Genomic DNA, 21821 nt, shown 5'->3' on the forward strand with positions numbered 1-21821 from the left:
CGCTCAGTTGGCCCGCCACGTCGAGTTCGCGCCCCGGGTGCGGTGGTCAGATCCGCCGCGGCGTCGACGCCGCCACCGCCGACGAAGACCGCGTCGGGCTCGGGGAGGTCGGCCAGCGCCGCCGGGGCACGTCCGGTAACGAGCCGGACGTGCACGGCGTGCGCGGCGGCGTTGGCCTGGACGGTCGCGCCGGCCTCGGAGTCCTGTTCGACGGCGAGCACTGCCGCGCCGAGCAGTGCGCACTCGATGCCGACCGAGCCGCTGCCCGCCCCGATGTCCCAGATCAGCCGGCCCAGTCGGGGCCGCAGCCGGGCGACGACGAGGGCACGCACCTCCGACTTCGTGATCATGGAGTCGCGGTGGGCGTACCGGTCCTCCGGCAGCGCCCAGCCGCCGGCCGGCGCGGCGGCGGGCTGGTTGTCGGCGCGCATCCCGCCGGGTGCGACCGGATCGGGCGCGGCATCGGTGGGCGCGGCGTCCGCAGACCCGACGGGTACGACGTCGGCGTCGGCGGGCGCGGCCGGTACGGGGTCGGCGAGGCTGAGCAGGACGTGCGGGTCGGCCCAGGTCCCGGCGGAGGCCTGCTCGGGGGTGACCGCGCGGATCCGTTCGGCGGCGGTGCCCAGGTGCTCGGCGACCAGCAGGCGGCGGGACCAGCCGATCAGGCCGGCGCCCAGCTCGGCCGCGCCGGCGCCGGGCGCGGTGAGCACCGCGACCAGTGGCAGCGCCCGGCAGGCGTTCACTGCGGCTCGGGGGTCGCGCCCGTGCGCGGTGACCACTGCGGCGCCGTCCCAGGGCAGGCCGGCGCGGGCGAACGCGGCGGCCACACTGGACACCGCCGGCACCACCCGCAGCGGCAGCCCGGCCGCGCGCAGCCGCCGGACGATGCCGAACAGGCCGGGATCGCCGCTGGCCAGCACCACGGCCGGCACCCCGGCGTCGACGGCCTCGGCGAGGCGGCGCAGGGCGGGGGCGAGCGGCCCGAGGGTGACGGTGTCCGCGACGGCCGGTACGGGCACCGCGGCCAAGTGCCGGGCGGCCCCGACCACCAGCCCCGCGGTGGCCAGCACCGGTGCGAGCGTGGGGTGCGGCGGTGCGCCCGTCGCGTCCAGGCCGACCACTGTCACGGGGGTCACCGGCGTCATCGGGGCCATCCGCGTCATCGGGGCCACCGGCCGGACGAGGCGACGACGTGCGCTCCGGCGAAGTCGACCATCGCCACGTCGACTGTGACCGTCGGCCCGGCGAAGCGCCGCAGCACCTGGCGGACCCGCTGGCAGAGCAGGTCGCCGGCCGGGCCGAGCAGCCCGGCGGCCTCCCACAGCTCGTACGCGTGCCGCCCGGTGTTCGCCTCGGTCACGGCGGCGACGAGCGAGGGGTCGCCGCCGGCCTCGGCAGTCACGGCGCCGAGCAGGGAGAGGTCCACAGTAGAGCGGGTGTAGTGGGTCATCAGGATGCCGGCCGCGAGTTTGGCGAGCTTGCCGGCCATGCCGACGAAGACCACACCGGTCATCGCGTCACCCACGGCGGCAGTCACCGCGGCGCCGGTGAAGTCGCCGACCTCGACGAAACAGACCTCGGGCAGGTCGGGCAGGAGCGCGCGGGCGGCCCGCTCGGTACGCCCGCCGGTGCAGAGCACCACTGTCGGCTCGCCCTGGGCGGCCATCACGTGCACGGCCTGCACGACGCTGGCCCGCCACGACGCGGTGGAGAAGGGGCGGACGATCCCGGTGGTGCCGAGGATCGAGATGCCGCCGAGGATGCCGAGCCGCCGGTTGGTGGTCTTGCGGGCCATGATCTCTCCCCGGGGCACGCTGATGACCACCCCGACTCCGACCTCGCTGAGGTCGACCACCTCGGCGACCGCTTCGCCGATCATCCGGCGGGGGGTGTCGTTGATCGCCGGGCCGCCGACCGCGAGCCCGAGGCCGGGCTTGGTGACGGTGCCGACGCCGGCACCGCCGGCCAGCCGCAGCCCGGGGACGTCGGTCCAGTTCACAGTGGCGGTCAGCTCGGCGCCGTGGGTGACGTCGGGGTCGTCCCCGGCGTCCTTGACCACCACCGCCTCGGCCCGGACCGGTGGGGTGCCGGTCACCTCGCAGCGCTCCACCGGGAAGCGCACCCGGCGTCCGGCGGGCAGCCCGATCTCCACCTCCTGCTGGGTGGTTCCGGTGACCAGCGCGGTGACCGCGGCCTTCGCCGCCGCCGTGGCGCACGCGCCGGTGGTCCAGCCGGTGCGCAGCGCGGTGGGCCGGACCTTCGCGGTACGCGGCAGGTCCGGCTCGCGCAGCGGCGGCTCGGCGTACGTCATGGTGTGTGCCCCGGTGTGGCTGTCCCCCCGGTGCGGGCGCCGGCCTGGCGGCGCAGCTCGGCGCGGGCGGTCGGCTCGGCCCGGCGGAAGGTGTGGAAGTGCCCGGGGTGGTAGAGGTGCGAGCGGGTGCCCTCGGCGGCCAGGGCCGAGCCGACCAGGAAGAGGGTGTGCTTCCACAGCTTGTGCTGCTTGACAGTCGCCTCCAGGGTGCCCACGGTGCAGCGCACCACCAGTTCGTCGGGCCAGGTCGCCTGGTACGCCACCACGGCCGGGGTGTCCTCCGGGTAGCCGCCGGCCAGCAGCTCGGCCTGCACCTGCCCGGAGCGGGCGGCGGAGAGGAACAGCGCCATCGTGGTGCCGTGCCGGGCGAAGTCGCGGACCCGCTCGCCGGGCGGCATCGGGGTCTTGCCGCCTTCGAGGCGGGTGAGGATGACCGACTGGGCCACCTCGGGCACTGTCAGCTCGCGCCCGACGATCGCCGCGACGGCGGTGAACGAGGACACCCCGGGCACGATCTCGACGGCCAGGTCGAGCGCCCGGCACACGTCCAGTTGCTCCTGCACCGCACCCCACAGCCCCGGGTCTCCGGAGTGGATCCGGGCCACGCTCAGCCCCTGTTCTGCGGCGCGCTGGTAGAGCGGCAGCACACCCTCGATGGGTAGCTGCGACGAGTCGACGATCTCCGCGCCCGCTCGGGCGTGGTCGAGCACGTCGGCGTGCACCAGGCTGGCCGCCCAGATCACGATGTCCGCCTCGGCGATGACCCGGGCGGCCCGCAGTGTCAGCAGATCCGCCGCCCCGGGGCCGGCTCCGACGAACCACACCTTGCCGTCGCTGGTCACAGCTTTCCTCCTCGGTGCTCGCGGCGGGCCGGGACCAGCAGCGTCGACAGGTACGGCAGGTCGTGCTCGGTGTCGTCGATCGGCCCGATGCGTTCACCGGGCAGCCCCAGGCTGCGTCCGAGCACGGCGTCGTCGAGGCGGCCCTGCCGGCGCAGTTCGGCGAGCAGTTCCGGGTGCCGTCGCCAGCCCTTGTAGGCGACGACGGTGCCCGGCCCGGCTAGGGCGTCAGCGAAGAGCGCCAGGCCGGCGGTGGCCGGCAACAGGGTGAGCGGTTCGCGTCCCTCACAGAGCGGGGTGCCGCTGCGGGCCGCCAGCTCCTGCATCGCGGTGACGCCGGGAACTGTCGCCACCCGCACCGCCGGGCGCAGCGCGCGGACGCTCTGGGCCAGGTAACCGAAGGTGGAGTAGATGTTCGGGTCGCCGATGGTGGCGAACGCGAGGGACCGCGCGCCCGCGTCGATCGCCTCGACCACCATCCGGGCGGCGTCGTCCCAGGCTGCCGCCCGGCGCGCGGTCACCCCACCCCGGTCGTCCAGCGCGAACGGCAGTCGGCGCAGCCGCTCCGCCGCGACGTGGGAGCGCACAGTCGCCTCGGCCCGCCCGGCGTCCACACCCGGCGGCGTCGCACCGGCGGTCGCTGTGGGCGCGACCCGGTCCGCCATCACGGGTACGAAGACCAGGTCGGCCTCGCGCAGCAGCCGCACCGCCTTGACGGTGAGCAGTTCCGGGTCGCCCGGGCCGACGCCGACCCCGGTGAGCGTGGCGTCGGCGCTCATCGGCACGCCTCGACCAGTCGACGGGCCGCGTCCGGGTGGCCGGCCCAGTGGGTGTGCAGGTAGGACGCGTGCACCCGGCCGGCGACGAAGCCGTGCTCGGTGTCGTTCCAGCGCCACGCCGGTGCGTCGCCGTGCCCCGGGTCGGTGGTGGTGCGGTGGAACTCGTGGCCGCGTACCGGCTCGCCGGCGCGCGCCACCGGGGAGTCGGTGACGGCCAGTGCCTCGCGGTAGCCGAGGGTGAGCCGGTCGGTCATCCGGGCGGTCAGGTCCAGTCGACCGCACATCGGTACGCCGTCCAGGGACCGCCCGAGGTAGAGCAGCCCGGCGCACTCGGCCACGATCGGCCCGTCGAAGTCGGCCAACTCGGCGCGGAGCGCCGTGTTGTCGGCCAGCGTCTGCGCGTACGCCTCGGGGAAGCCGCCGCCGATCACCACCGCCCGGGTGCCGGTGGGCAGCGCCGGGTCACGCAGCGGGTCGACGGTGACGACGTCCGCGCCGGCCGCGGTGAGCAGTTCGGCGGTCTCCGCGTACGAGAAGGTGAAGGCCGGACCACCGGCGAGGGCGACCCGTGGCCGCTCGACGCCGGCCGGCCCGCCGACGGCGGCGACCGGGTCCCACGCCGGGGTGGTCAGCGGCGGGGCGGTCCGGGCCAGGGCGAGCATGGCGTCGAGGTCCACAGTGGCCTCGACGAGTTCGGCGAGCGCGGTGACGATCGCTACGGATTCGGGTGCCCGCTCGGCGACCGGTACCAGCCCGAGGTGCCGGGCCGGCGCGGTCACCTCGGCGGCACGGGTGACCGCCCCGAGCACCGGTACGCCGACCTCGGCGAGGGCGTCGCGCAGCAGCGTCTCGTGTCGGGGTGAGCCGACCCGGTTGAGGATCACCCCGCCGATCCGTACCGCCGGATCGAACGTGGCCATGCCGAGGGTGAGTGCGGCGGCCGACCGGCCCTGCGCGGTGGTGTCCAGCACCAGCAGCACGGGTGCCTCGATCAGCCGGGCGACGTGCGCGGTGGAGGCGTAGTCGCGGCGGCCCACAGCGCCGTCGTGCAGGCCCATGACGCCCTCGACCACGGCGATGTCGGCGGGCGTGGGGACGCTGGCGCCGTGTCGCAGCAGGGGGGCGACCCGGTCGGCTCCGACCAGGAACGGGTCGAGGTTGCGCCCTGCTCGCCCGGCGGCGAGGGCGTGGTAGCCGGGGTCGATGTAGTCGGGGCCGACCTTGTGCGGACTGACCGTCAGGCCCCGTCGGCGCAGCGCGGCGAGCAGCCCGGTCGCCACAGTGGTCTTGCCGTGGCCGCTGGCCGGCGCGGCGACCACCACCCGGGGCAGCGCCCACTGCGCGCTCACCACTCGATGCCCTTCTGGCCCTTCTGGCCGGCGTCCATCGGGTGCTTGACCTTCGTCAGCTCGGCGACCAGGTCGGCGGCGGCGACCAGGCGCGGGTCGGCGTCCCGGCCGGTGATCACGACGTGTTGGAAGCCGGGGCGGTCGGCCAGTGTGGCGACCACCTCGTCCACGTCCACCCAGCCCCATTTCATCGGGTAGGTGAACTCGTCCAGCACGTACAGCCCGTAGCGCTCGGTGGCCAGGTCACGCTGGATCTGCCGCCAGCCCTCCAGGGCGTCGGCGGCGTGGTCGGCGTCGCCGCCGCGCTGGATCCAGGACCAGCCCTCGCCCATCTTGTGCCAGGCCACCGGCGCACCCTGGCCGGTGCGCTCGTGGACCTCGCCGAGCGCCCGGAAGGCGTTCTCCTCCCCCACCCGCCACTTGGCGCTCTTGACGAACTGGAACACCCCGACCGGGAGCCCAGCGGTCCAGGCCCGCAGCGCCAGCCCGAAGGCCGCAGTGGACTTCCCCTTCATTTCTCCGGTGTGAACGATCAACAATGGCCGATGCCGCCGCTGCCGGGTCGTCAACCCGTCAGCGGGCACCGAACTCGGTTGTCCCTGCGGCATCAGCCCGTCCCCCGTCCCGCGAGCACTCCCGCGCCCGCCTCTCCCGCGATCTTGCGGTTTCGGTTGGTCATACGTGCGTTTGGTCCCTTATGCCGCGACAGGAAGTGCAAGATCGCGGGGGTGGGTGAGGGCTTCCACTGGGGTTCGGGGGGCCTTCAGCTGGGTGGCCAGGCGGGCGGCAAGGTGCAGGCGGACCGGGCCGGATTCGCAGTCGACGACCACGCACGGTGCGCCGGTGGCGGCCAGGACCGCCGCCCCTGCCGCCGCTCGATCGAGGGGACGAGTGCCAGCGGTGGCTCTCCCGTCGGTGACGATGAGGACCAGTGGGCGGCGCTTCGGGTCGCGCAGGCGCTCCACCCGCAACAGGTCCGCGGCGGCGAGCAGCCCCTCGGCCAGCGGCGTACGCCCGCCGGTGGGTAGCTCGGCCAGCCGGGTCGAGGCGGCCAGCACCGACGAGGTAGCCGGCAGCAGGGTCCGGGCGCCGGCGCCCCGGAACGCGATGACCGCGACCTTGTCCCGCCGCTGGTACGCGTCGGTGAGCAGGGCAAGCACCGCGTCCTTCACTGTTGCCATCCGCTGTCGGGCGCCCATCGATCCGCTCGCGTCCACCACGAACAGCACCAGGTTGCCCTCGCGCCCCTCACGAACCGCCTCGCGCAGGTCGTCGCGGCGCAGCCGCAGCGGACCGGTGAGCCGGCCCCGGGCCGCCTGGTGCGGAGCGGCGGCGCGGATCGTGGCCGGCAGGTGCAGCGCACCGACCCGACCCGCCGGTACCCGGGCGCCGGTGGTGCGGCCGCGCCCGGTACGGGCCCGCGACCGTCTGCCCGGCACCCCGTCACCCAGGCCGGGCGCGGTGAGCACCCGCGCTTTCAGCCCGCCCCGGGGTACGGCCACCGGCTGGGACTTCCCGCCGCCGTTCGGGTCGTCGTCACCGGTCGCCGAAGGCCGGCCACCGCGCGGGCGCGAGTTCTGGCCGTCGCCGCCCCGGTCGCCCTGCTGGTGCTGCGGCCAGCCGTCGTCGTCACCCCGGGCGCCCTGCTGGTGCTGCGGCCAGCCGTCGGGGCCGTCGGTGCGCCCGTCCGGGCCAGCGCCGTTCCGCGCCGTCGAGTGCTCCGTCGACCCGGGCTCACAATCGTCGAAGCCGTTGCCGCCCTGCGGTCCGCCGCCACTCGGGCCGCCCTCGTTTGGTCCGCCACCGGCCGGGCCAGCACCGGCCGGGCCACCGCCGTCCGGACCGCCGCCCTGCGGTCCGCCGCCGTCCGGGCCACTGTCGTCGGGGCCGGCGTCGTCCGGGTCGTCGGGGTGGGCGTCCTGGGCCCGCTGCAACGCCTCGTCGAGGCGCTTCTCGTCCAGCCCCGGGGTGTCGAACGGGTCGCGGCGGCGGCGGTGCGGCAGGGCCAGCCGGGCCGCCACCCGGACGTCGTCGATGGTGACCCGGTCCCGGCCGTGCCAGGCGGCGTGGGCGAGGGCGGTCCGGGCGGTGACGATGTCGGCCCGCATCCCGTCCACGTCGAACGCCGCGCACACCTCGGCGATCTGCCGCAACGCGGCGTCCGGCAGTCGTACCTCGGGAAGTCGGCGGCGGGCGGCGGCCACCTGGCCGGCGATCTCCGCGTCGGCATCGGCCCAGCGGGCGGCGAAGCCGACCGGGTCCGCGTCGGCGGCCAGCCGGCGGCGGACCACCTCGACGCGGACCTCCGGGTCCCGGCTGGCGCCCACCTCCACTGTGAGCCCGAACCGGTCGAGCAGCTGCGGGCGCAGCTCCCCCTCCTCCGGGTTCATCGTGCCGACCAGCAGGAAGCGGGCCGCGTGGCTGACCGAGACGCCCTCCCGCTCGACGTGGCTGCGGCCCATCGCCGCCGCGTCGAGCAGCAGGTCGACGAGGTGGTCGTGCAGCAGGTTGACCTCGTCGACGTAGAGCACGCCCCGGTGCGCGGCGGCGAGCAGGCCCGGCTCGAAGGCGCGTACCCCCTCGCCGATCGCCTTCTCCAGGTCCAGCGCGCCGACCACCCGGTCCTCGGCGGCGCCCACCGGCAGCTCCACGAGGCGGGCCGGACGGGTCTCGGCGGCGGCGTCGGTCGGGTGCGGGCCGTCCGGGCAGGCCGGGTCGGGCTCGGCCGGATCACAGCCGAAGCGGCAGCCCACCACCCGGCGCACCGGGGGTAGCAGCGCGGCGAGGGCCCGCACGGCGGTGGACTTGGCGGTGCCCTTCTCGCCCCGGACCAGCACCCCGCCGATCGCCGGGGAGACCGCGTTGAGCAGCAACGCCAGCCGCATGTCGGCCATGCCGAGCACCGCGCTGAACGGGTAGGTCGCGGTCATGCCCGGTCCTCCAGATCGCCCTCACTGGCCAGGTACGTGTCGCGAAGCCGGTCGAGGGTGGCCGGCTCCGGCTTGGCCCACAGCCCCCGGTCGGCGGCCTCCAACAGCCGCTCGGTGATGCCACGCAACGCCCACGGGTTGGACTTCTCCAGGAACTCCCGGGTGGTCTCGTCGAAGAGGTACGCGGCGGCCAGGTGCTCGTACATCCAGTCGTCGACCACGCCGGCTGTGGCGTCGTAGCCGAACAGGTAGTCCACTGTGGCCGCCAGCTCGAACGCGCCCTTGTAGCCGTGCCGGCGCATCGCGGCGATCCACTTCGGGTTGACCACCCGGGCCCGGAACACCCGCCGGGTCTCCTCGCCCAGCGTGCGGGTACGCACGTCGTGTGGCATCGCCGAGTCACCCACGTACGCCTGCGGTGAGGTGCCGGTGAGGTGGCGGACCATCGCCACCATCCCGCCGTGGTACTGGAAGTAGTCGTCGGAGTCGACGATGTCGTGCTCGCGGGTGTCCTGGTTCTTCACCGCAACCGCGATCCGGGCGAACGAGCGCTCCATGTCGGCGCGCGCCTCCCGGCCGTCCAGGCCCCGGCCGTACGCGTAGCCGCCCCACACCGCGTACACCTCGGCCAGGTCGGCGTCGCTGCGCCAGGTCCGTGCGTCGATCAGGGGCAGCAGCCCCGCACCGTACGCGCCGGGCTTGGAGCCGAAGATCCGGGCGGTGGCCCGCCGCTCGTCGCCGTGCTCGGCGAGGTCGGCGGCGACGTGCGCCCGCAGATAGTTCTCCTCGTCCGGCTCGTCAAGGGCGGCGACGCGCCGGATGGCGTCGTCGAGAAGCGCCACCACGTGCGGAAACGCGTCGCGGAAGAAGCCGGAGATGCGCACCGTGACGTCGACGCGGGGCCGGCCCAGCTCGGCGGTCGGCACCACCTCGACGCCGGTCACCCGCCGGGACCTGTCGTCCCAGACCGGCCGGCAGCCCAGCAGCGCGAGCACCTCGGCGATGTCGTCGCCCTGGGTCCGCATCGCGCTGGTGCCCCACACTGTCAACCCCACCGAGCGGGGGTACGCCCCGGTGTCGGCGAGGTGCCGGGCCAGCAGCGAGTCGGCGAGGGCCACCCCGACGTCCCAGGCGTTGCGGCTGGGGATGGCCTTCGGGTCGACGGAGTAGAAGTTGCGGCCGGTCGGCAGCACGTTGACCAGGCCCCGGGTGGGTGAGCCGGACGGGCCGGGCGGCACGAACCGTCCGTCCAGCGCGCCGAGGGTGTTTGTCAGCTCGTCGGTGGTCCGGTCCAGTCTGGGCACCAGCTCGGTGGCGGCGAAGTGCAGCACCGCGGCGACGTCCGGGATCGAGCGACCGGTCACCTCGGCCACTACGGCGTCGACAGTGTCCACGGCCCAGTCCAGGGTCTCCATGCCGATGACCAGCCGCCGCGCGAGGGCCTCGATGAGGTCGATCGCGTCGGCGGCGGTGCCGGCCGGCCCGTCCACCACGTCGGTCAGCGCCGCGGGCAACGCCAGCCGTTGTCCCGGTGACGCGAGCAGTTCCTGCTCGTCGAGGGAGTACGCGACGGCGAGTGCCTGTCGCAGGCCGGGCAGGGCCCGGGCGCCGCCCCAGATCTGCGGGGCGCGCAGCACCGCCAGGACCAGGTTGACCCGGGGTTCGCCGGTGGGAGCGTCGGCGAGGATGTGCAGCCCGTCGCGGATCTGGACGTCCTTGACCTCGCACAGGTACCCGTCGAGGTGCAGCACGAAGTCGTCGAAGTCGTCCGCGTCGGGCATCGCCTCGGCGTGCAGGTCGTGGTGCAGTTCGGCGGCGCGCACCAGGTCCCAGATCTGGGCTCGCACTGTGGGCACCTTGGCCGGGTCGAGGGCCTGCACTGTCGCGTACTCGTCGAGCAGTTGTTCCAGTTTGGCCAGGTCGCCGTAGGTCTCGGCACGGGCCATCGGCGGGACCAGGTGGTCGACGACCACGGCGTGCGCCCGCCGCTTGGCCTGGGTGCCCTCGCCGGGGTCGTTGACGATGAACGGGTACACCAGCGGCAGGTCGCCGAGGACCGCGTCGGGCGCACAGCCGGCGGCCAGACCGAGGCCCTTGCCGGGCAGCCACTCCAGGGTGCCGTGCTTGCCCAGGTGCACCACGGCGTCCGCGCCGAAGCCGCCGTCCGCGGCCGGCGAGGCCAGCCAGCGGTACGCGGCCAGGTAGTGGTGACTCGGCGGCAGGTCCGGGTCGTGGTAGATGGCGATCGGGTTCTCCCCGAAGCCGCGGGGTGGCTGGATCAGCAGCACCACGTTGCCGAAGCGCAGCCCGGCGAGCACGATGTCGCCGCCCTCGGTGTACAGCTCGCCCGGTGGCTCACCCCAGTGCTCCCGCATCCGCTCGCGCAGCTCGGCCGGGACCTGGTCGAACCAGCGCCGGTACGTCGGCCCCGGTATCCGGGCCTCGGCGGCGGCCAACTGCTCCGGGGTGAGCCACTCCACGTCGTGACCACCGGCGGCGATCAGCGCGTGGATCAGCGCGTCGCCGTCGTCCGGCGGTGGCGTGTCACCCAGGTCGTAGCCGGCCTCGGCCAGCGCGGCGAACAGCCGGACCGCCGAGGCCGGGGTGTCCAACCCGACGGCGTTACCGACCCGGGAGTGCTTGGTGGGGTACGAGCTGAGCACCACGGCGACGCGCTTGTCGGCGTGCGGCACGTACCGCAGCCGGGCGTGGCGCACCGCGATCCCGGCGACCCGGGCGGCCCGCTCGGGGTCGGCGGCGTAGACCGAGAGGCCGTCGGCGTCGATCTGCTTGAACGAGAACGGCACTGTGACGATCCGGCCGTCGAACTCGGGGATGGCCACCTGCATGGCGGCGTCCAGGGGGGACAGACCGGCGTCGCTGTCGGCCCACTGCGCGCGGGTGCTGGTGAGGCAGAGGGCCTGGATGACCGGCACGTCCAGGGCGGCCAGGGCGCCCACGTCCCAGGCGTCCTCGTCGCCGCCACCGGAGGCGTCGGCGGCGACCGCGCCGCCGGCCGCGAGGACCGTGACCAGCAGCGCGTCACAGCGGGCGAAGAGCCCGAGTGGGCCGGTGCCCGCGGTCAGCCCGCGCAGCGAGCCGCAGAAGATCGGCAGCGGGTTGCCGCCAGCTCTGTGGACCGCGTCCGCGAGCACGTCGACGAAGTCGGTGTTGCCGGCCAGCGCATGCGCCCGGTAGAAGACGATCCCCACTGTGGGCCGGTCCGGAGCGGCGGGGTGTTCGCCGTGTACCCCGTACGCAGGGGTGGGCGTGGGTGCGGCGAACCCCTCGCCGGTGAGCAGCACCGTGTCGGAGAGGAACCGGGCCAACTGCCCGAGGTTGTCCGGGCCGCCCTCCGTCAGATACGCCAGCGACTGGCTGACGACCCCGGATGGCACTGTGGAGATGGCCATCAGCTCCGCGTCGGGTAGCGCCTCACCGCCGAGGACCACCGTCGGCACGCCGGTGGCGAGCACCGCAGCGAGGCCGTCCGGCCACGCCTGCCGACCGCCGAGCAGGCGTACGACGACGAGGGCGACCTCGTCGAGCAGGGCGGGCACCTCCTCGGCGGTAACTCGGGCGGGGTTGGCCAACCGGTAGTCGGCGCCGCTGGCGCGGGCGGCCAGCAGGTCGGTGTCGGCGGTGGACAGCAGCAGGATGCGCACGGCAGGCTCCGGAAAGTGACGCCCTGGGCCCTCACTGAGGCGACCGGGGCGATACGGGTGGGTACGGCGTCAGCCGGTACGACGGCCCGAGCGAACGGCGCACCGACGCATGGGTCGGGGCCGGTCAGCGCCGGGCGATCAGCTCAGCGGTGCCGGTGGCCGGTGCCCTTGGAATGCACTGCCTGGAGCGCGATACGACGATAATCGTCGATGAATGAGACGCCGTGCGTCATCGGGTCCTCCTCGGGTGTCCACGCCCTGGGGTACGTCCGACGGCCGAAGTATCCTGGCTTCCGGATCGACGCTCTCCCCCGGCCTTCCAACCGCAGACACACGGCCGTGACTCACGAGGGGGGATCGCTCCCCGGTGACAGTGGCGGGACCGCGTCGGAATCGCACCGACTTCCTTCACTGCCGTCAGGCCGCGAATGCTGCCACACCGCCGCGTCGCCGGTCAACGCGGACCCCGCCGTCGCACGCCCGTTCTCACCACATTGACCTGCGGAAATATCGGCGCGCGAGGTTGTCGTCCGCCGCTGCGGCGGGCTGCTGGGCTGGTTGGTCGTTGGCGGCGTGGTCCCCTGCCGGGGGCAGTGCGGGTGCGACGCCCTTTGGAGCTGATGTCGTGGACGATTCAGTCCGCCCCGGTCAGCCCCGGGCTACTCGTGCCCAAATCGGCGCGGGTGGCGGGTCAGCGACAGCCAGCCGAGAAGACGGCTGTGCATCATGGCAAGGTCGGGACGACCGGCGTCTACGACGAGCCCGTTCGCGCCAACGTGCTTTGATCGATGACCGGCTCTGCGTTGTTCAGCACTACCTACCGCAGATGCGGGGCGTCGACTGCCCGGCGACGGTCATCGAGCGCAGCACTGACCCCTCCGGCCTCTACCCGATATTCGACGAGATGTTCAGCTCGCTCTGGGATCGCAGCCGCCAGCTATGACCGACCACGCCCGCCTCCTCCCCCTCGCACAGGAGGCCGTCGACCTGGCGCAGAACCTCATGCTGACACTCCAGCCCGGCGCGCTGACCTTCAAGGGTGACTGCGATGCTTCTACCCGCCGCCGGCACATCTGCGCCGGCCGGAGGACGGCCTCGGCCGTCGAGGGCGCCTGATCCAGGCCCTCCCGGTACCGAGTGCGGGCAGCATGGGCCGACACGCCGGGTCCCGTCAGAACGATAAGGCCCCGGCCACCAGCGTCCGGGCCGCATCCGTCCACCAGTAGAGGACCTCCCGGCCTGACCGGCGCTTCTGGAGCAGACCGGCATCCGTCAGCACGCGCAGGTGACCACCGACGGTACCGAGCGGCAGCCCGGTCGCGGCGACCACGGCCGTGGTGCTGACCGGCTCAGCCGCCTGCACCAGAATCGTGCTCCGCGCGTTCCCGAGCAGGCGGCGCAGTGGATCCGGGGTGGTGAGAGCCGCCTGCGTGAAGACCCCGGTCACCGGGTAGACGATCCCGAAGCGGTCGGGCAACCTCCAGGAGATCCAGCCTCCCCGGCAGTGGGCCGCGAAGAACGTCAGCGTCCCGCTGCGCACGTCGGACGGTGGGTAGGGCCGCTCCTCGACCTGCAGCCGGCCGTTGCCCAGCCAGCGCGTGCCGGGCCGCATGTCGTTGAGGACCCCGGACCATCCGTCCCGGCCCAGCCGGGAGATCCGGGACACCACGTCGGCGCGCAGCACCGACTGCCGGCGCGGCCAGTCCGCCTCAATGGTGTGGTGCCAGACCCAGCGCAGGAGAGCGGCCGTCCGGCTCGCCAACCCCGAAGCGCGCAGTTCCGCAGCCAGCGGAGAACGTACGTGGGCCAGATCGGCACGGATCCGGTCATCCGGCAGCGATTCGAGCTCCACGAGTTCGTCGTCCAGCGTCATGTCCGGACGGGCGGGAGGCACCGTCAGGAAGTCGGCCATCCAGGAGGACGACATGGCGTGCGCCAGGATGGCCCGGGTCACCGGGTCACCGTCGAGATAGCCCCGGAAGGCATCGACATGCTGGTCCCGCCAGACCCGATGCCACGGAAGCGGCTGAGCCCTGCGCAGGATATTCAGCGCCCCCAACGTCTCGGTGAGCTGCGAGGTGCCGAAACGCGCCTGCGCCATCACTTCGGCGTCGACCAGGAACACCGCCACTTTTCGCCTCCAGTCGAAACTCTAGGGAGGCGCCGCAGGATGTCGCAAGCTCCTGGCCATGCACAGCGACACCCAACCAGGCGACCCGACGACAGTGAGCACGCGGAACTTCAACGCCCTGTGGGCCGGTGCCGCCATCACCAACCTGGCTGACGGCGTCGTCAAGCTGACAGTGCCTCTGGTGGCCGTCTCGATGACGAACTCCCCTGCGCTGGTCGCCGGTGCCACCCTGGCCAACACCCTGCCCTGGTTGCTGTTCGCACTGCCCGCCGGTGCCCTCGCCGACCGGGTGGACCGCCGGCGCCTGATCATGAAGATGGCCGCCGCGCGCGCCCTGCTCCTCGCCGTGCTCGTGGGCGCCATCCTCGTGGACGCCCTCCCGCTGGCCGGCCTGTACGCGGGGGCGCTGCTCCTCGGCACCGCCGAGGTTTTCGCCGACACCACCCGGATGTCGGTCGTGCCGATGGTCATACCCCGCAGTCGCATGGAATCCGCGTTCGCGAAATTGACAGCGACCGAGACCGCGGCCAACGAGTTCATCGGGCCCCCGCTGGGTGGCCTGCTCGCCGCCGCCGGACTGGCCGTGGCACTCGGTGCCGGCGGCGTCGGTTACGCAGGCGCACTACTCGCACTGGCAGTCATGACCGGTCACTACCGCAGCAGCGGTCACCCCGGACCGAGGGCGAAGCTTCCGGGCCTCCGCGTCGACATCCGCGAGGGCATCCGGTACGTGTGGCAGGCAAGAATTCTGCGGTCCCTGCTGCTGGTGGCCGGTGCGGCGAGCGGGTGCTGGGCGGCCTGGATGGCGGTCATCGCCGTCTACGCGATCGCACCCGGACCGATGAACCTGAGCCACGCGGAATACGGCCTGCTGATCGGAGCCCTGGGAGTGGGCGGCGTGGGGGGAGCCTCCGCCGCACCCTTTCTCACCCGCCGCCTCGGACGGCGGGTCGTCCTCGCCGCGTCGATGGCGAGCTTCGCCGTACTGCTGGCGGCACCGGCGATCACCTCGTCGCCCCGGCTGGTCGCCGCGGCGACCGTCCTGGGCGGCGCCGGCTCCGGCGCGTGGAACGTCACCTACAGCTCGCTGCGCGCACTCGTCGTGCCCGACGAGATGATGGGGCGCTACAGCGGGGTCAGCCGCCTGACCAGTTGGGGTTCGATGCCGCTCGGGGCTCTGGTCGCCGGCCTCACCGCGGAACTGGTCAGCGTCAGAGCGGTCTTCTGGGGCGGAGCAGGTCTCTGCGTCCTGGTGCTCGCCGTGACGTTACGAACTGTCACCTCGCCCGAATTCCGACTGGTGCAGGCCCGCGCTACCGCCCTCCACGAACCCGTGCCGGCCCAGCCGCACTGACCTGGCCTCAGCGGGCGTGGCGTTCCGGGTGGGCCCGGCTCCAGGTCCGCATCCGCTCCGGGTAGCCGGTGCGCGCCGCCTCGTACAGCGGCACCGCGTGCTTGCGGGCGATGGACCCGGCCGCGCGGGGCGTTCCGGTACGACGACGGATCCACTCGCCGTCGTGGGCGATCGCCATCACTGTGGTGTCCGTAGCGGTCGTCTCCGGTTCCAGGTAGAACTCCACCCCGCGCCGGGTGGCCACGAACTCCTCCAGCGCCGCGAGGTCGTCGCGGGTCGCCTCCCGGTCCAGCTTCGTCGGGGTCGCCTCGGCACCCCGTGACCGGCGGTTGAACCAGCTCATGCCCCGCCCCTCTCCTCGACGTCCCTCCAGTGCAGCACCGGTTCCTGGCAATACGCTGCACGCCGGATGGGAGAGAGCTGACCTGCATCGAGAAGTCCGTGTGGAACCCGCAGCGGGTGGGCGGTGTCATGAGTGTGATCCGAACGGAGGCCCCCCTGGACGACGAGGCACTCGTCACCCGCGCTCGGGCAGGTGACCTGGAGGCGTACAACCTCCTGGTCGCCCGGCACACCGCGTCCGCGTACCGGACCGCGGTGCTGCTCGGCGCGGGCTCGGACTCCGAGGACGTCATCCAGGAGGCGTTCGTGAAGGCGTACCGGAAGCTGTCCCGTTACCGGGGTGACGCGTCCTTCCGGTCGTGGCTGCTCGCGATCGTCGCCAACGAGACCCGTAACCTGCACCGCTCCCGTGGCCGGCGCGACGGGCTCGTCCTGCGGGCGGCGGCAGCGGACCCGACGTCCGAGGTCGCCGAGGACGACGCTGTCGGCGCGGTCCTCGCCGGGGAGCGCCGGGCATCGCTGGTGCAGGCCCTGCGACAGCTGCCGGTACGGGACCGTGAGGTGATCGTCTGCCGGTTCTTCCTCGATCTCACCGAGGAGGAGACGGTGGCGGCTCTGGGCTGGCCCCGAGGCACTGTGAAGTCGCGTACGTCCCGGGCTCTGGCGAAGCTTCGCGGCCTACTCGACGGTGCGGAGGTCCGGCATGGGTGACCTCGAACGGGAACTGCGCGACCTGTCCACCTGGCTGGACACCCCCGATCCGCCCGACGTGACCGCCCGCGTCCGCGTACGACTCGGCACGCCCGCGCCCCGACGGCGCCGGTGGCGGTCGCTCGCCGCGGTGGCGCTCGTCGCCCTGCTCGTGGCGATGTTGCCGCCGACGCGGGCCGCGATCGCCGACGCCGTCACGGGGCTGCTGCGCTTCGCCGGGGTCAGCATCGCCACCTCGCCCGCCCCGACGCCGCCCAGCGGCACCGCGTCGCCGCTGCCCGGGCAGCGGGCCGTCGCCCTGGGCGAGGCCCAACGGACGGTGCGGTTTCCGATCCGCCTGCCGGCGAGGCTGGGCACGCCCGAGCAGGTGCTGGTCGCCGACCCGGACGCCACTGGCCGGTACCGGGTGGCGACGCTGCTCTACGACGGGGGCGCACTGCGCGTCGACGCGTTCGACGGTCACCTCGACCTGGCCTTCCACAAGGAGGTGACTCCGCCGGGCGCGAACTGGGTCCAGGTGAACGGCGACTTCGCCGTCTGGGTCGACGGCCCACACGCGTTGTCCTACGTGGACCGGACGGGCGAGATCCGCAGGGAGACCGCCCGACTGGCCGCCTCGACCCTGATCTGGCAGGACGACGACGTGAGCTACCGGATTGAGGGCACCCTCACCAAGGCCGAGGCGATCGAGATCGCCCGCTCACTGGGCTAGGAACCCGGCGGGCGTGGGCGGTGTCGGAAGGGTGGACGAGTCGTCGACGCGTACCGGAAGGGGCGAGATGGTTTCCTGGGGCAGGTTGACGCTGGCATCCTCGGTGGTCCTGCTGGCGGGGTGCACGACCACGACCAGCGGAGCGCCGCCGACGGCGGGTGCGGCCACCACGGCGAGCACCGCGACCGCCTGCGCGGCGCGGATCGAAACGGGGTCCCTGCCGGACTGGGCGGACGCCGGGTTCAGCGGGGACGCCCGGGTTCCGCACGTCTTCGGCGCGAAGGGTGACATCGTGGCGGTGCTGTTCGCCCACCCACTGCGGCAGGTCCGGACGGACGGGTCGAACAACAAGATCCTTTGGGTGGCCAGCGCCGCCACGACCTCGCCCGACCCGACCGCACCGGCAACCCTGGTGATCACAGCGAGGCTGGACGGCACGGACACCCGGGTGATCCGGGAGGTCCCCGGCGGCCCCGGTCCGTCGATCATCGACCTGCCCGAGGCCGGTTGCTGGCGCCTCGACCTGCGCTGGTCCGGGCACACCGACACGATGGACCTGGTCTACGCCCCCTGACAGCACCTCGGGCCGCCTAGGCTGCCGATCATGCCCATGGACGCGCGGGTGGCAGCGGCCCGCAACAACGCCGAATGGTGCGACATCGTCTGCGGCAGCCACGGGCTGGCCGGTCGTACCGACGCCGACGCCTGGTCGGTCCCCCACCGTTCGCCACAGTGGTACCCGGACGCGGTCACAGTGCGGCCGGGCGTCGACGCCGAGGCCGTGCTGGCCCGCATCGACGCGGGGCCCGGCGCGTCGGTGAAGGACAGCTTCGCCGACCTCGACCTGTCCGGGTACGGGTTCCGGGTGCTCTTCGACGCCCAGTGGATCCACCGGCCACCGTCGCCACCACCTGTCGACACGCCGCTGGCCCCGGTCACCACACCCGACGAGCTGGTGGCCTGGGCGGCGGCTCAAGGTGGTGGGGACCTGTTCCGCCCCGCGCTCCTGGCCGACCCCCGCGTACGGGTGCTCGCTCGCCACGACGACCGGGGCGTGATCACCGGTGGAGCGGTGCTCAGTGGCGACGGCCCGTACGGCGTCTCCAACCTGTTCACCCGCACCGACAACCCCCGGGACATCTGGCGCGCGGTGTGCGCCACAGTGCCCAACGCGCCGCTGGTCGGCTACGAAAGCACAGCGGACCTGACGTCGGCGCTCTCCGCTGGCTTCACCACCACCGGCCCTCTCCGCATCTGGCTGCACGCCTAGCGCTCTGGCCACTGGCCCCACGCACGGACAGCTATGCTGGGCGGCATCGGCACCGATCCGGCCATCACCGGGGAGCCTCCGGAAGAACAGGCAGCTTCGCCGCCCCAGTAGAACCGGACGTCGCGGCACGTCACGCCGCGAAATCGAGCGGCGCCTGCATCATCGAGGCGCAAGCGGGGTGGTACCGCGGAGTCCTGGCCATACGCCCGGCGCTTCGTCCCCGCGTGGGCAGTGAGCTGCTGCCCGTGCGAGCGGACGTGAAGTGTAGGGAGAACGTCGGTGCCGGACGGTCCGTCGAAGTCACCATTCGTGCCACTGCCCACCAAGATCGACCTTGGTGGGATGGACCGTGCGGTCATCGAGTGGTGGCAGGCAAACAACGTGTTCAACCGGAGTCTGGAGCAGACGGCCGACGGTCCGCCGTGGGTGTTCTACGAGGGTCCGCCGACCGCCAACGGCACGCCGGGCACCCACCACATCGAGGCGAGGGTCTTCAAGGACCTCTTTCCCCGGTACCGGACGATGCGGGGCTTCTCGGTGCCACGCCGTGCCGGGTGGGACTGCCACGGCCTGCCTGTGGAACTCGCGGTGGAGAAAGAACTGGGGCTCAGCGGCAAGCCCGACATCGAGAGGATGGGCGTCGCGGAGTTCAACGCCCTGTGCCGCACCTCGGTGCTGCGGCACGTGGACGAGTTCGTCCAGCTCAGCGAGCGGATGGGTTACTGGATCGACCTGGAGCATCCGTACCAGACCATGTCCCCGGAGTACGTGGACAGCGTCTGGTGGTCACTGAAGCAGATCCACGACGGCGGGCGACTGGTGGAGGACTTCCGGGTCGCTCCGTACTGCACCCGCGACGGCACGACCCTGTCCGACCACGAGGTGGCCCAGGGGTACGAGACCGTCACCGACCCCTCCGTGTACGTGCGGTTTCCGGTGCGCGGGGACGTGGCCGGACACAGCGGTGTCGACCTGCTGATCTGGACCACCACCCCGTGGACCCTGGTGTCCAACACCGCCGTCGCCGTCCACCCCACAGTGACGTACGCCCTGGCCCGCACCGGCGAGGGCACATTCGTCGTCGCCGAACCACTGACCCAGCGGGTCCTCGGCGACGAGGCGGAGATCCTGGCGACAGTGCCGGGGTCGGCCCTTGAGGGTTTGCGGTACGAGCGGCCGTTCGACCTGGTGGACATCCCGGACGCGCACCGGGTGGTCCTCGCGGAGTACGTGACGACCGAGGACGGCACCGGTCTGGTGCACCAGGCGCCGGCCTTCGGCGCGGACGACCTCGCCGTCTGCCGCGCCTACGGGTTGCCGCTGGTCAACCCGGTCGCCCCGAACGGGAGGTTCGACGACGGCATCGACCTGGTCGGTGGTGTGTTCTTCAAGGACGCCGACGCGTTGCTCATCGACCGTCTCAGGCAGTCTGGTCGGTTGTTCCGGCATGAGCCGTTCGAGCACCCGTACCCGCATTGCTGGCGGTGTCACACGCCGCTGATGTACTACGCGCAGCCGTCCTGGTACATCCGGACGACCGAGGTCCGTGACGAGCTGACGCGGGAGAACGAGAACACCAACTGGTTCCCGGAGCACATCAAACACGGCCGCTACGGCGACTGGCTGAAGAACAACATCGACTGGGCGGTGTCCCGCTCCCGGTACTGGGGCACCCCGCTGCCGCTGTGGCGATGCCCTGACAACCACATCACCGCTGTTGGTTCCCGTACGGAGCTCGGGGAGCTGACCGGCGCCGACCTGTCCGAGCTGGATCCGCACCGCCCGTACGTCGACGAGATCACCTTCGCCTGCCCGGACTGCGGTCTGATCGCCACCCGGGTCCCCGAGGTGATCGACGCCTGGTACGACTCCGGGGCGATGCCGTTCGCGTCGTTGGGCTACCCCCACGTGCCGGGTAGCAAGGAGATCTTCGAGCGCACCTACCCGGCTCAGTACATCTGCGAGGCGATCGACCAGACGCGGGGGTGGTTCTACACGCTGATGGCGGTGGGCACGCTGGTCTTCGACCGGTCCCCGTACGAGAACGTCGTCTGCCTCGGGCACATCCTGGCCGAGGACGGCCGCAAGATGAGCAAGCACCTGGGCAACATCCTGCTGCCGATCCCGTTGATGGACACGCACGGCGCGGACGCGGTGCGCTGGTTCATGGCCTGCTCCGGCTCACCGTGGTCGCCGCGCCGGATCGGGCCCGGCCCACTCGACGAGATCGTCCGCAAGGTGTTGATGACCTACTGGAACACCGCGGCGTTCTTCTCCCTCTACGCGGCGAACTCGACGTGGGCGCCGCATCTGGCGCAGCCGGTCGCCCAGCGACCGGTGTTGGACCGGTGGATCGTCGGCGAGGTCCACGCCCTCGCGGCCGCCGTCGACGAACGGATGCAGAACTACGACACGGCGCGCGCCGGCCGACTGCTCGCCGACTTCATCGACGACCTGTCGAACTGGTACGTACGGCGGTCGCGGCAGCGTTTCTGGGAGGGCGACCCCGATGCCCTCACCACCCTGTACGAGTGCCTCGACATCCTCACCCGGCTACTGGCGCCGTTCATCCCCTTCGTCACGGAGGAGGTGTGGCAGCAGGTCGTCCGGCGCGGTGCCGAGTCGGCCCCCGAGTCGGTGCACCTGGCGACCTGGCCCACAGCCGACACGACAGTGATCAGCACGGAGTTGTCGTCCCAGGTGGCCACGGCGCGGGCATTGGCCGAGGCGGGCCGGTCCGCGCGTAAGGCGAGCAGCCTGCGGATCCGCCAGCCGTTGAGCCGGGCGCTCGTGGGGCTGCCGGCCGGCACCGTCCTCCCGCAGGCGTTGCTGGACGACATCGGCGACGAGTTGAACGTCAAGGTCCTCCAGCCGCTCGATGCACAGAGCGGGGTCATCGACGTGCAGGTCAAAGCCAACTTCCGGACCCTGGGCCGCCGGTTCGGCAACCGCACCCAGCACGTCGCGAAGGCGATCGCCGCCGTGACCCCCCGGGACCTGGTCGACGGGGTCCGGGCGAACGGGACGTATCCACTGTCGGTCGACGGTGCGCAGGTCGAGGTGGGCCTGGACGACATCCTGATCACGGAGGTGCCGCGCACTGGTTGGGTAGTGGAGTCCCAGCGCGGCGCGACGATCGCGTTGGACACCGAGATCACGCCCGAGCTGGCAGCCGAGGGCGTCGCACGCGACGTCGTCCGCATCATCCAGCAGGCCCGCCGCGACGCCGACTTCGAGGTCTCCGACCGGATCACGGTGTCGATCGCCGCGCCTCCGGATGTCGCGGCGGCGATCTCCACGCATCAGAAGCTCATCGCGCACGAGACTCTCGCGCTCCAGCTGACGATCGTGAACGCGTTGTCGGAGGGGTTCTCCGGCACGGTGGGCGACGGTCAGGAGATCGTCGTGCACGTCGTGCGGGCCTGAGA

The 21821-nt window shown here is 72.8% G+C and carries 19 protein-coding genes and 1 riboswitch; of the genes, 8 read left to right on the forward strand and 11 right to left on the reverse strand.

The window, feature by feature from the left end; all coding sequences use genetic code 11:
* From cbiE to cobN, 8 genes are all read right to left on the reverse strand, one after another.
* A partial coding sequence (gene cbiE, locus AB0C20_RS20625) for a precorrin-6y C5,15-methyltransferase (decarboxylating) subunit CbiE (RefSeq protein ID WP_357568556.1) occupies nt 1-1163 on the reverse strand: 1163 nt, incomplete at its 3' end.
* The gene (locus AB0C20_RS20630; protein WP_357188116.1) at nt 1160-2311 is read right to left on the reverse strand and encodes a cobalt-precorrin-5B (C(1))-methyltransferase; all 1152 of its coding nucleotides are present in this window, start codon (nt 2309-2311) and stop codon (nt 1160-1162) included. The genes AB0C20_RS20630 and cbiE, both read right to left, overlap by 4 nt.
* The gene (gene cobM, locus AB0C20_RS20635; protein WP_357188118.1) at nt 2308-3153 is read right to left on the reverse strand and encodes a precorrin-4 C(11)-methyltransferase; all 846 of its coding nucleotides are present in this window, start codon (nt 3151-3153) and stop codon (nt 2308-2310) included. Before cobM ends, AB0C20_RS20630 begins: the two co-directional genes overlap by 4 nt.
* Nucleotides 3150-3929: a precorrin-2 C(20)-methyltransferase gene (cobI, locus tag AB0C20_RS20640; RefSeq protein ID WP_357188120.1), complete on the reverse strand. Its 780-nt coding sequence runs from the start codon at nt 3927-3929 to the stop codon at nt 3150-3152. Before cobI ends, cobM begins: the two co-directional genes overlap by 4 nt.
* Complete coding sequence (locus tag AB0C20_RS20645; RefSeq protein ID WP_357188122.1) at nt 3926-5281, reverse strand: cobyrinate a,c-diamide synthase; 1356 nt, start codon at nt 5279-5281, stop codon at nt 3926-3928. Before AB0C20_RS20645 ends, cobI begins: the two co-directional genes overlap by 4 nt.
* Nucleotides 5275-5886 (reverse strand): cob(I)yrinic acid a,c-diamide adenosyltransferase, encoded by a 612-nt coding sequence (gene cobO, locus AB0C20_RS20650; RefSeq protein WP_357188124.1) that lies wholly within the window; start codon nt 5884-5886, stop codon nt 5275-5277. The genes AB0C20_RS20645 and cobO overlap by 7 nt, the downstream gene beginning before the upstream one ends.
* 87 nt (nt 5887-5973) lie before the next feature.
* Nucleotides 5974-8208 (reverse strand): magnesium chelatase subunit D family protein, encoded by a 2235-nt coding sequence (locus tag AB0C20_RS20655; RefSeq protein WP_357188126.1) that lies wholly within the window; start codon nt 8206-8208, stop codon nt 5974-5976.
* Complete coding sequence (cobN, locus tag AB0C20_RS20660) at nt 8205-11873, reverse strand: cobaltochelatase subunit CobN (protein ID WP_357188128.1); 3669 nt, start codon at nt 11871-11873, stop codon at nt 8205-8207. Before cobN ends, AB0C20_RS20655 begins: the two co-directional genes overlap by 4 nt.
* 279 nt (nt 11874-12152) lie before the next feature.
* Nucleotides 12153-12282: riboswitch (cobalamin riboswitch) on the reverse strand.
* A 216-nt stretch (nt 12283-12498) separates the two neighbouring features.
* Here cobN and AB0C20_RS20665 point away from each other — a divergent pair.
* Together AB0C20_RS20665 and AB0C20_RS20670 are read left to right on the forward strand one after the other, a co-directional pair.
* On the forward strand, nt 12499-12816 hold the full coding sequence (locus AB0C20_RS20665; RefSeq protein ID WP_357568557.1) for a DUF5919 domain-containing protein: 318 nt from the start codon (nt 12499-12501) through the stop codon (nt 12814-12816).
* The gene (locus AB0C20_RS20670; protein ID WP_357188130.1) at nt 12813-12989 is read left to right on the forward strand and encodes a hypothetical protein; all 177 of its coding nucleotides are present in this window, start codon (nt 12813-12815) and stop codon (nt 12987-12989) included. Before AB0C20_RS20665 ends, AB0C20_RS20670 begins: the two co-directional genes overlap by 4 nt.
* A gap of 55 nt (nt 12990-13044) precedes the next feature.
* Here AB0C20_RS20670 and AB0C20_RS20675 read toward each other — a convergent pair whose 3' ends face one another.
* Nucleotides 13045-14004, reverse strand: a complete 960-nt coding sequence (locus AB0C20_RS20675; protein WP_357568558.1) for a helix-turn-helix domain-containing protein — start codon at nt 14002-14004, stop codon at nt 13045-13047.
* Nucleotides 14005-14062: 58 nt separating this feature from the next.
* Here AB0C20_RS20675 and AB0C20_RS20680 point away from each other — a divergent pair, with 58 nt between their 5' ends.
* Nucleotides 14063-15358 (forward strand): MFS transporter, encoded by a 1296-nt coding sequence (locus tag AB0C20_RS20680; RefSeq protein ID WP_357568559.1) that lies wholly within the window; start codon nt 14063-14065, stop codon nt 15356-15358.
* Between the two features lie 7 nt (nt 15359-15365).
* Here AB0C20_RS20680 and AB0C20_RS20685 read toward each other — a convergent pair whose 3' ends face one another.
* Nucleotides 15366-15701 (reverse strand): hypothetical protein, encoded by a 336-nt coding sequence (locus AB0C20_RS20685; RefSeq protein ID WP_357188136.1) that lies wholly within the window; start codon nt 15699-15701, stop codon nt 15366-15368.
* A gap of 128 nt (nt 15702-15829) precedes the next feature.
* Here AB0C20_RS20685 and AB0C20_RS20690 point away from each other — a divergent pair, with 128 nt between their 5' ends.
* Nucleotides 15830-16411 (forward strand): RNA polymerase sigma factor, encoded by a 582-nt coding sequence (locus AB0C20_RS20690; RefSeq protein ID WP_357188138.1) that lies wholly within the window; start codon nt 15830-15832, stop codon nt 16409-16411.
* Nucleotides 16404-17123 carry a hypothetical protein gene (locus AB0C20_RS20695; RefSeq protein WP_357568560.1) on the forward strand — a complete coding sequence of 240 codons (720 nt, stop codon included), beginning with the start codon at nt 16404-16406 and terminating at the stop codon, nt 17121-17123. The genes AB0C20_RS20690 and AB0C20_RS20695 overlap by 8 nt, the downstream gene beginning before the upstream one ends.
* Here the strand turns inward: AB0C20_RS20695 and AB0C20_RS20700 are convergent.
* A complete protein-coding gene (locus AB0C20_RS20700; protein WP_357188142.1) occupies nt 17112-17414 on the reverse strand; it encodes a hypothetical protein in 303 nt (100 codons plus the stop codon). The genes AB0C20_RS20695 and AB0C20_RS20700 overlap by 12 nt on opposite strands.
* A gap of 1 nt (nt 17415) precedes the next feature.
* Between AB0C20_RS20700 and AB0C20_RS20705 the strand changes: the two genes are divergently transcribed.
* The 3 genes from AB0C20_RS20705 (at nt 17416) to ileS (ending at nt 21819) form a co-directional block, all read left to right on the forward strand.
* The gene (locus AB0C20_RS20705) at nt 17416-17697 is read left to right on the forward strand and encodes a hypothetical protein (protein ID WP_357188144.1); all 282 of its coding nucleotides are present in this window, start codon (nt 17416-17418) and stop codon (nt 17695-17697) included.
* Between the two features lie 30 nt (nt 17698-17727).
* A complete protein-coding gene (locus AB0C20_RS20710) occupies nt 17728-18393 on the forward strand; it encodes a hypothetical protein (RefSeq protein WP_357188146.1) in 666 nt (221 codons plus the stop codon).
* A gap of 279 nt (nt 18394-18672) precedes the next feature.
* On the forward strand, nt 18673-21819 hold the full coding sequence (ileS, locus tag AB0C20_RS20715) for an isoleucine--tRNA ligase (protein ID WP_357188148.1): 3147 nt from the start codon (nt 18673-18675) through the stop codon (nt 21817-21819).
* The last annotated feature ends 2 nt before the right edge of the window (nt 21820-21821 follow it).

The sequence above is a fragment of the Micromonospora sp. NPDC048843 genome (genome assembly GCF_040649965.1).
Taxonomy (GTDB): domain Bacteria; phylum Actinomycetota; class Actinomycetes; order Mycobacteriales; family Micromonosporaceae; genus Micromonospora; species Micromonospora hortensis.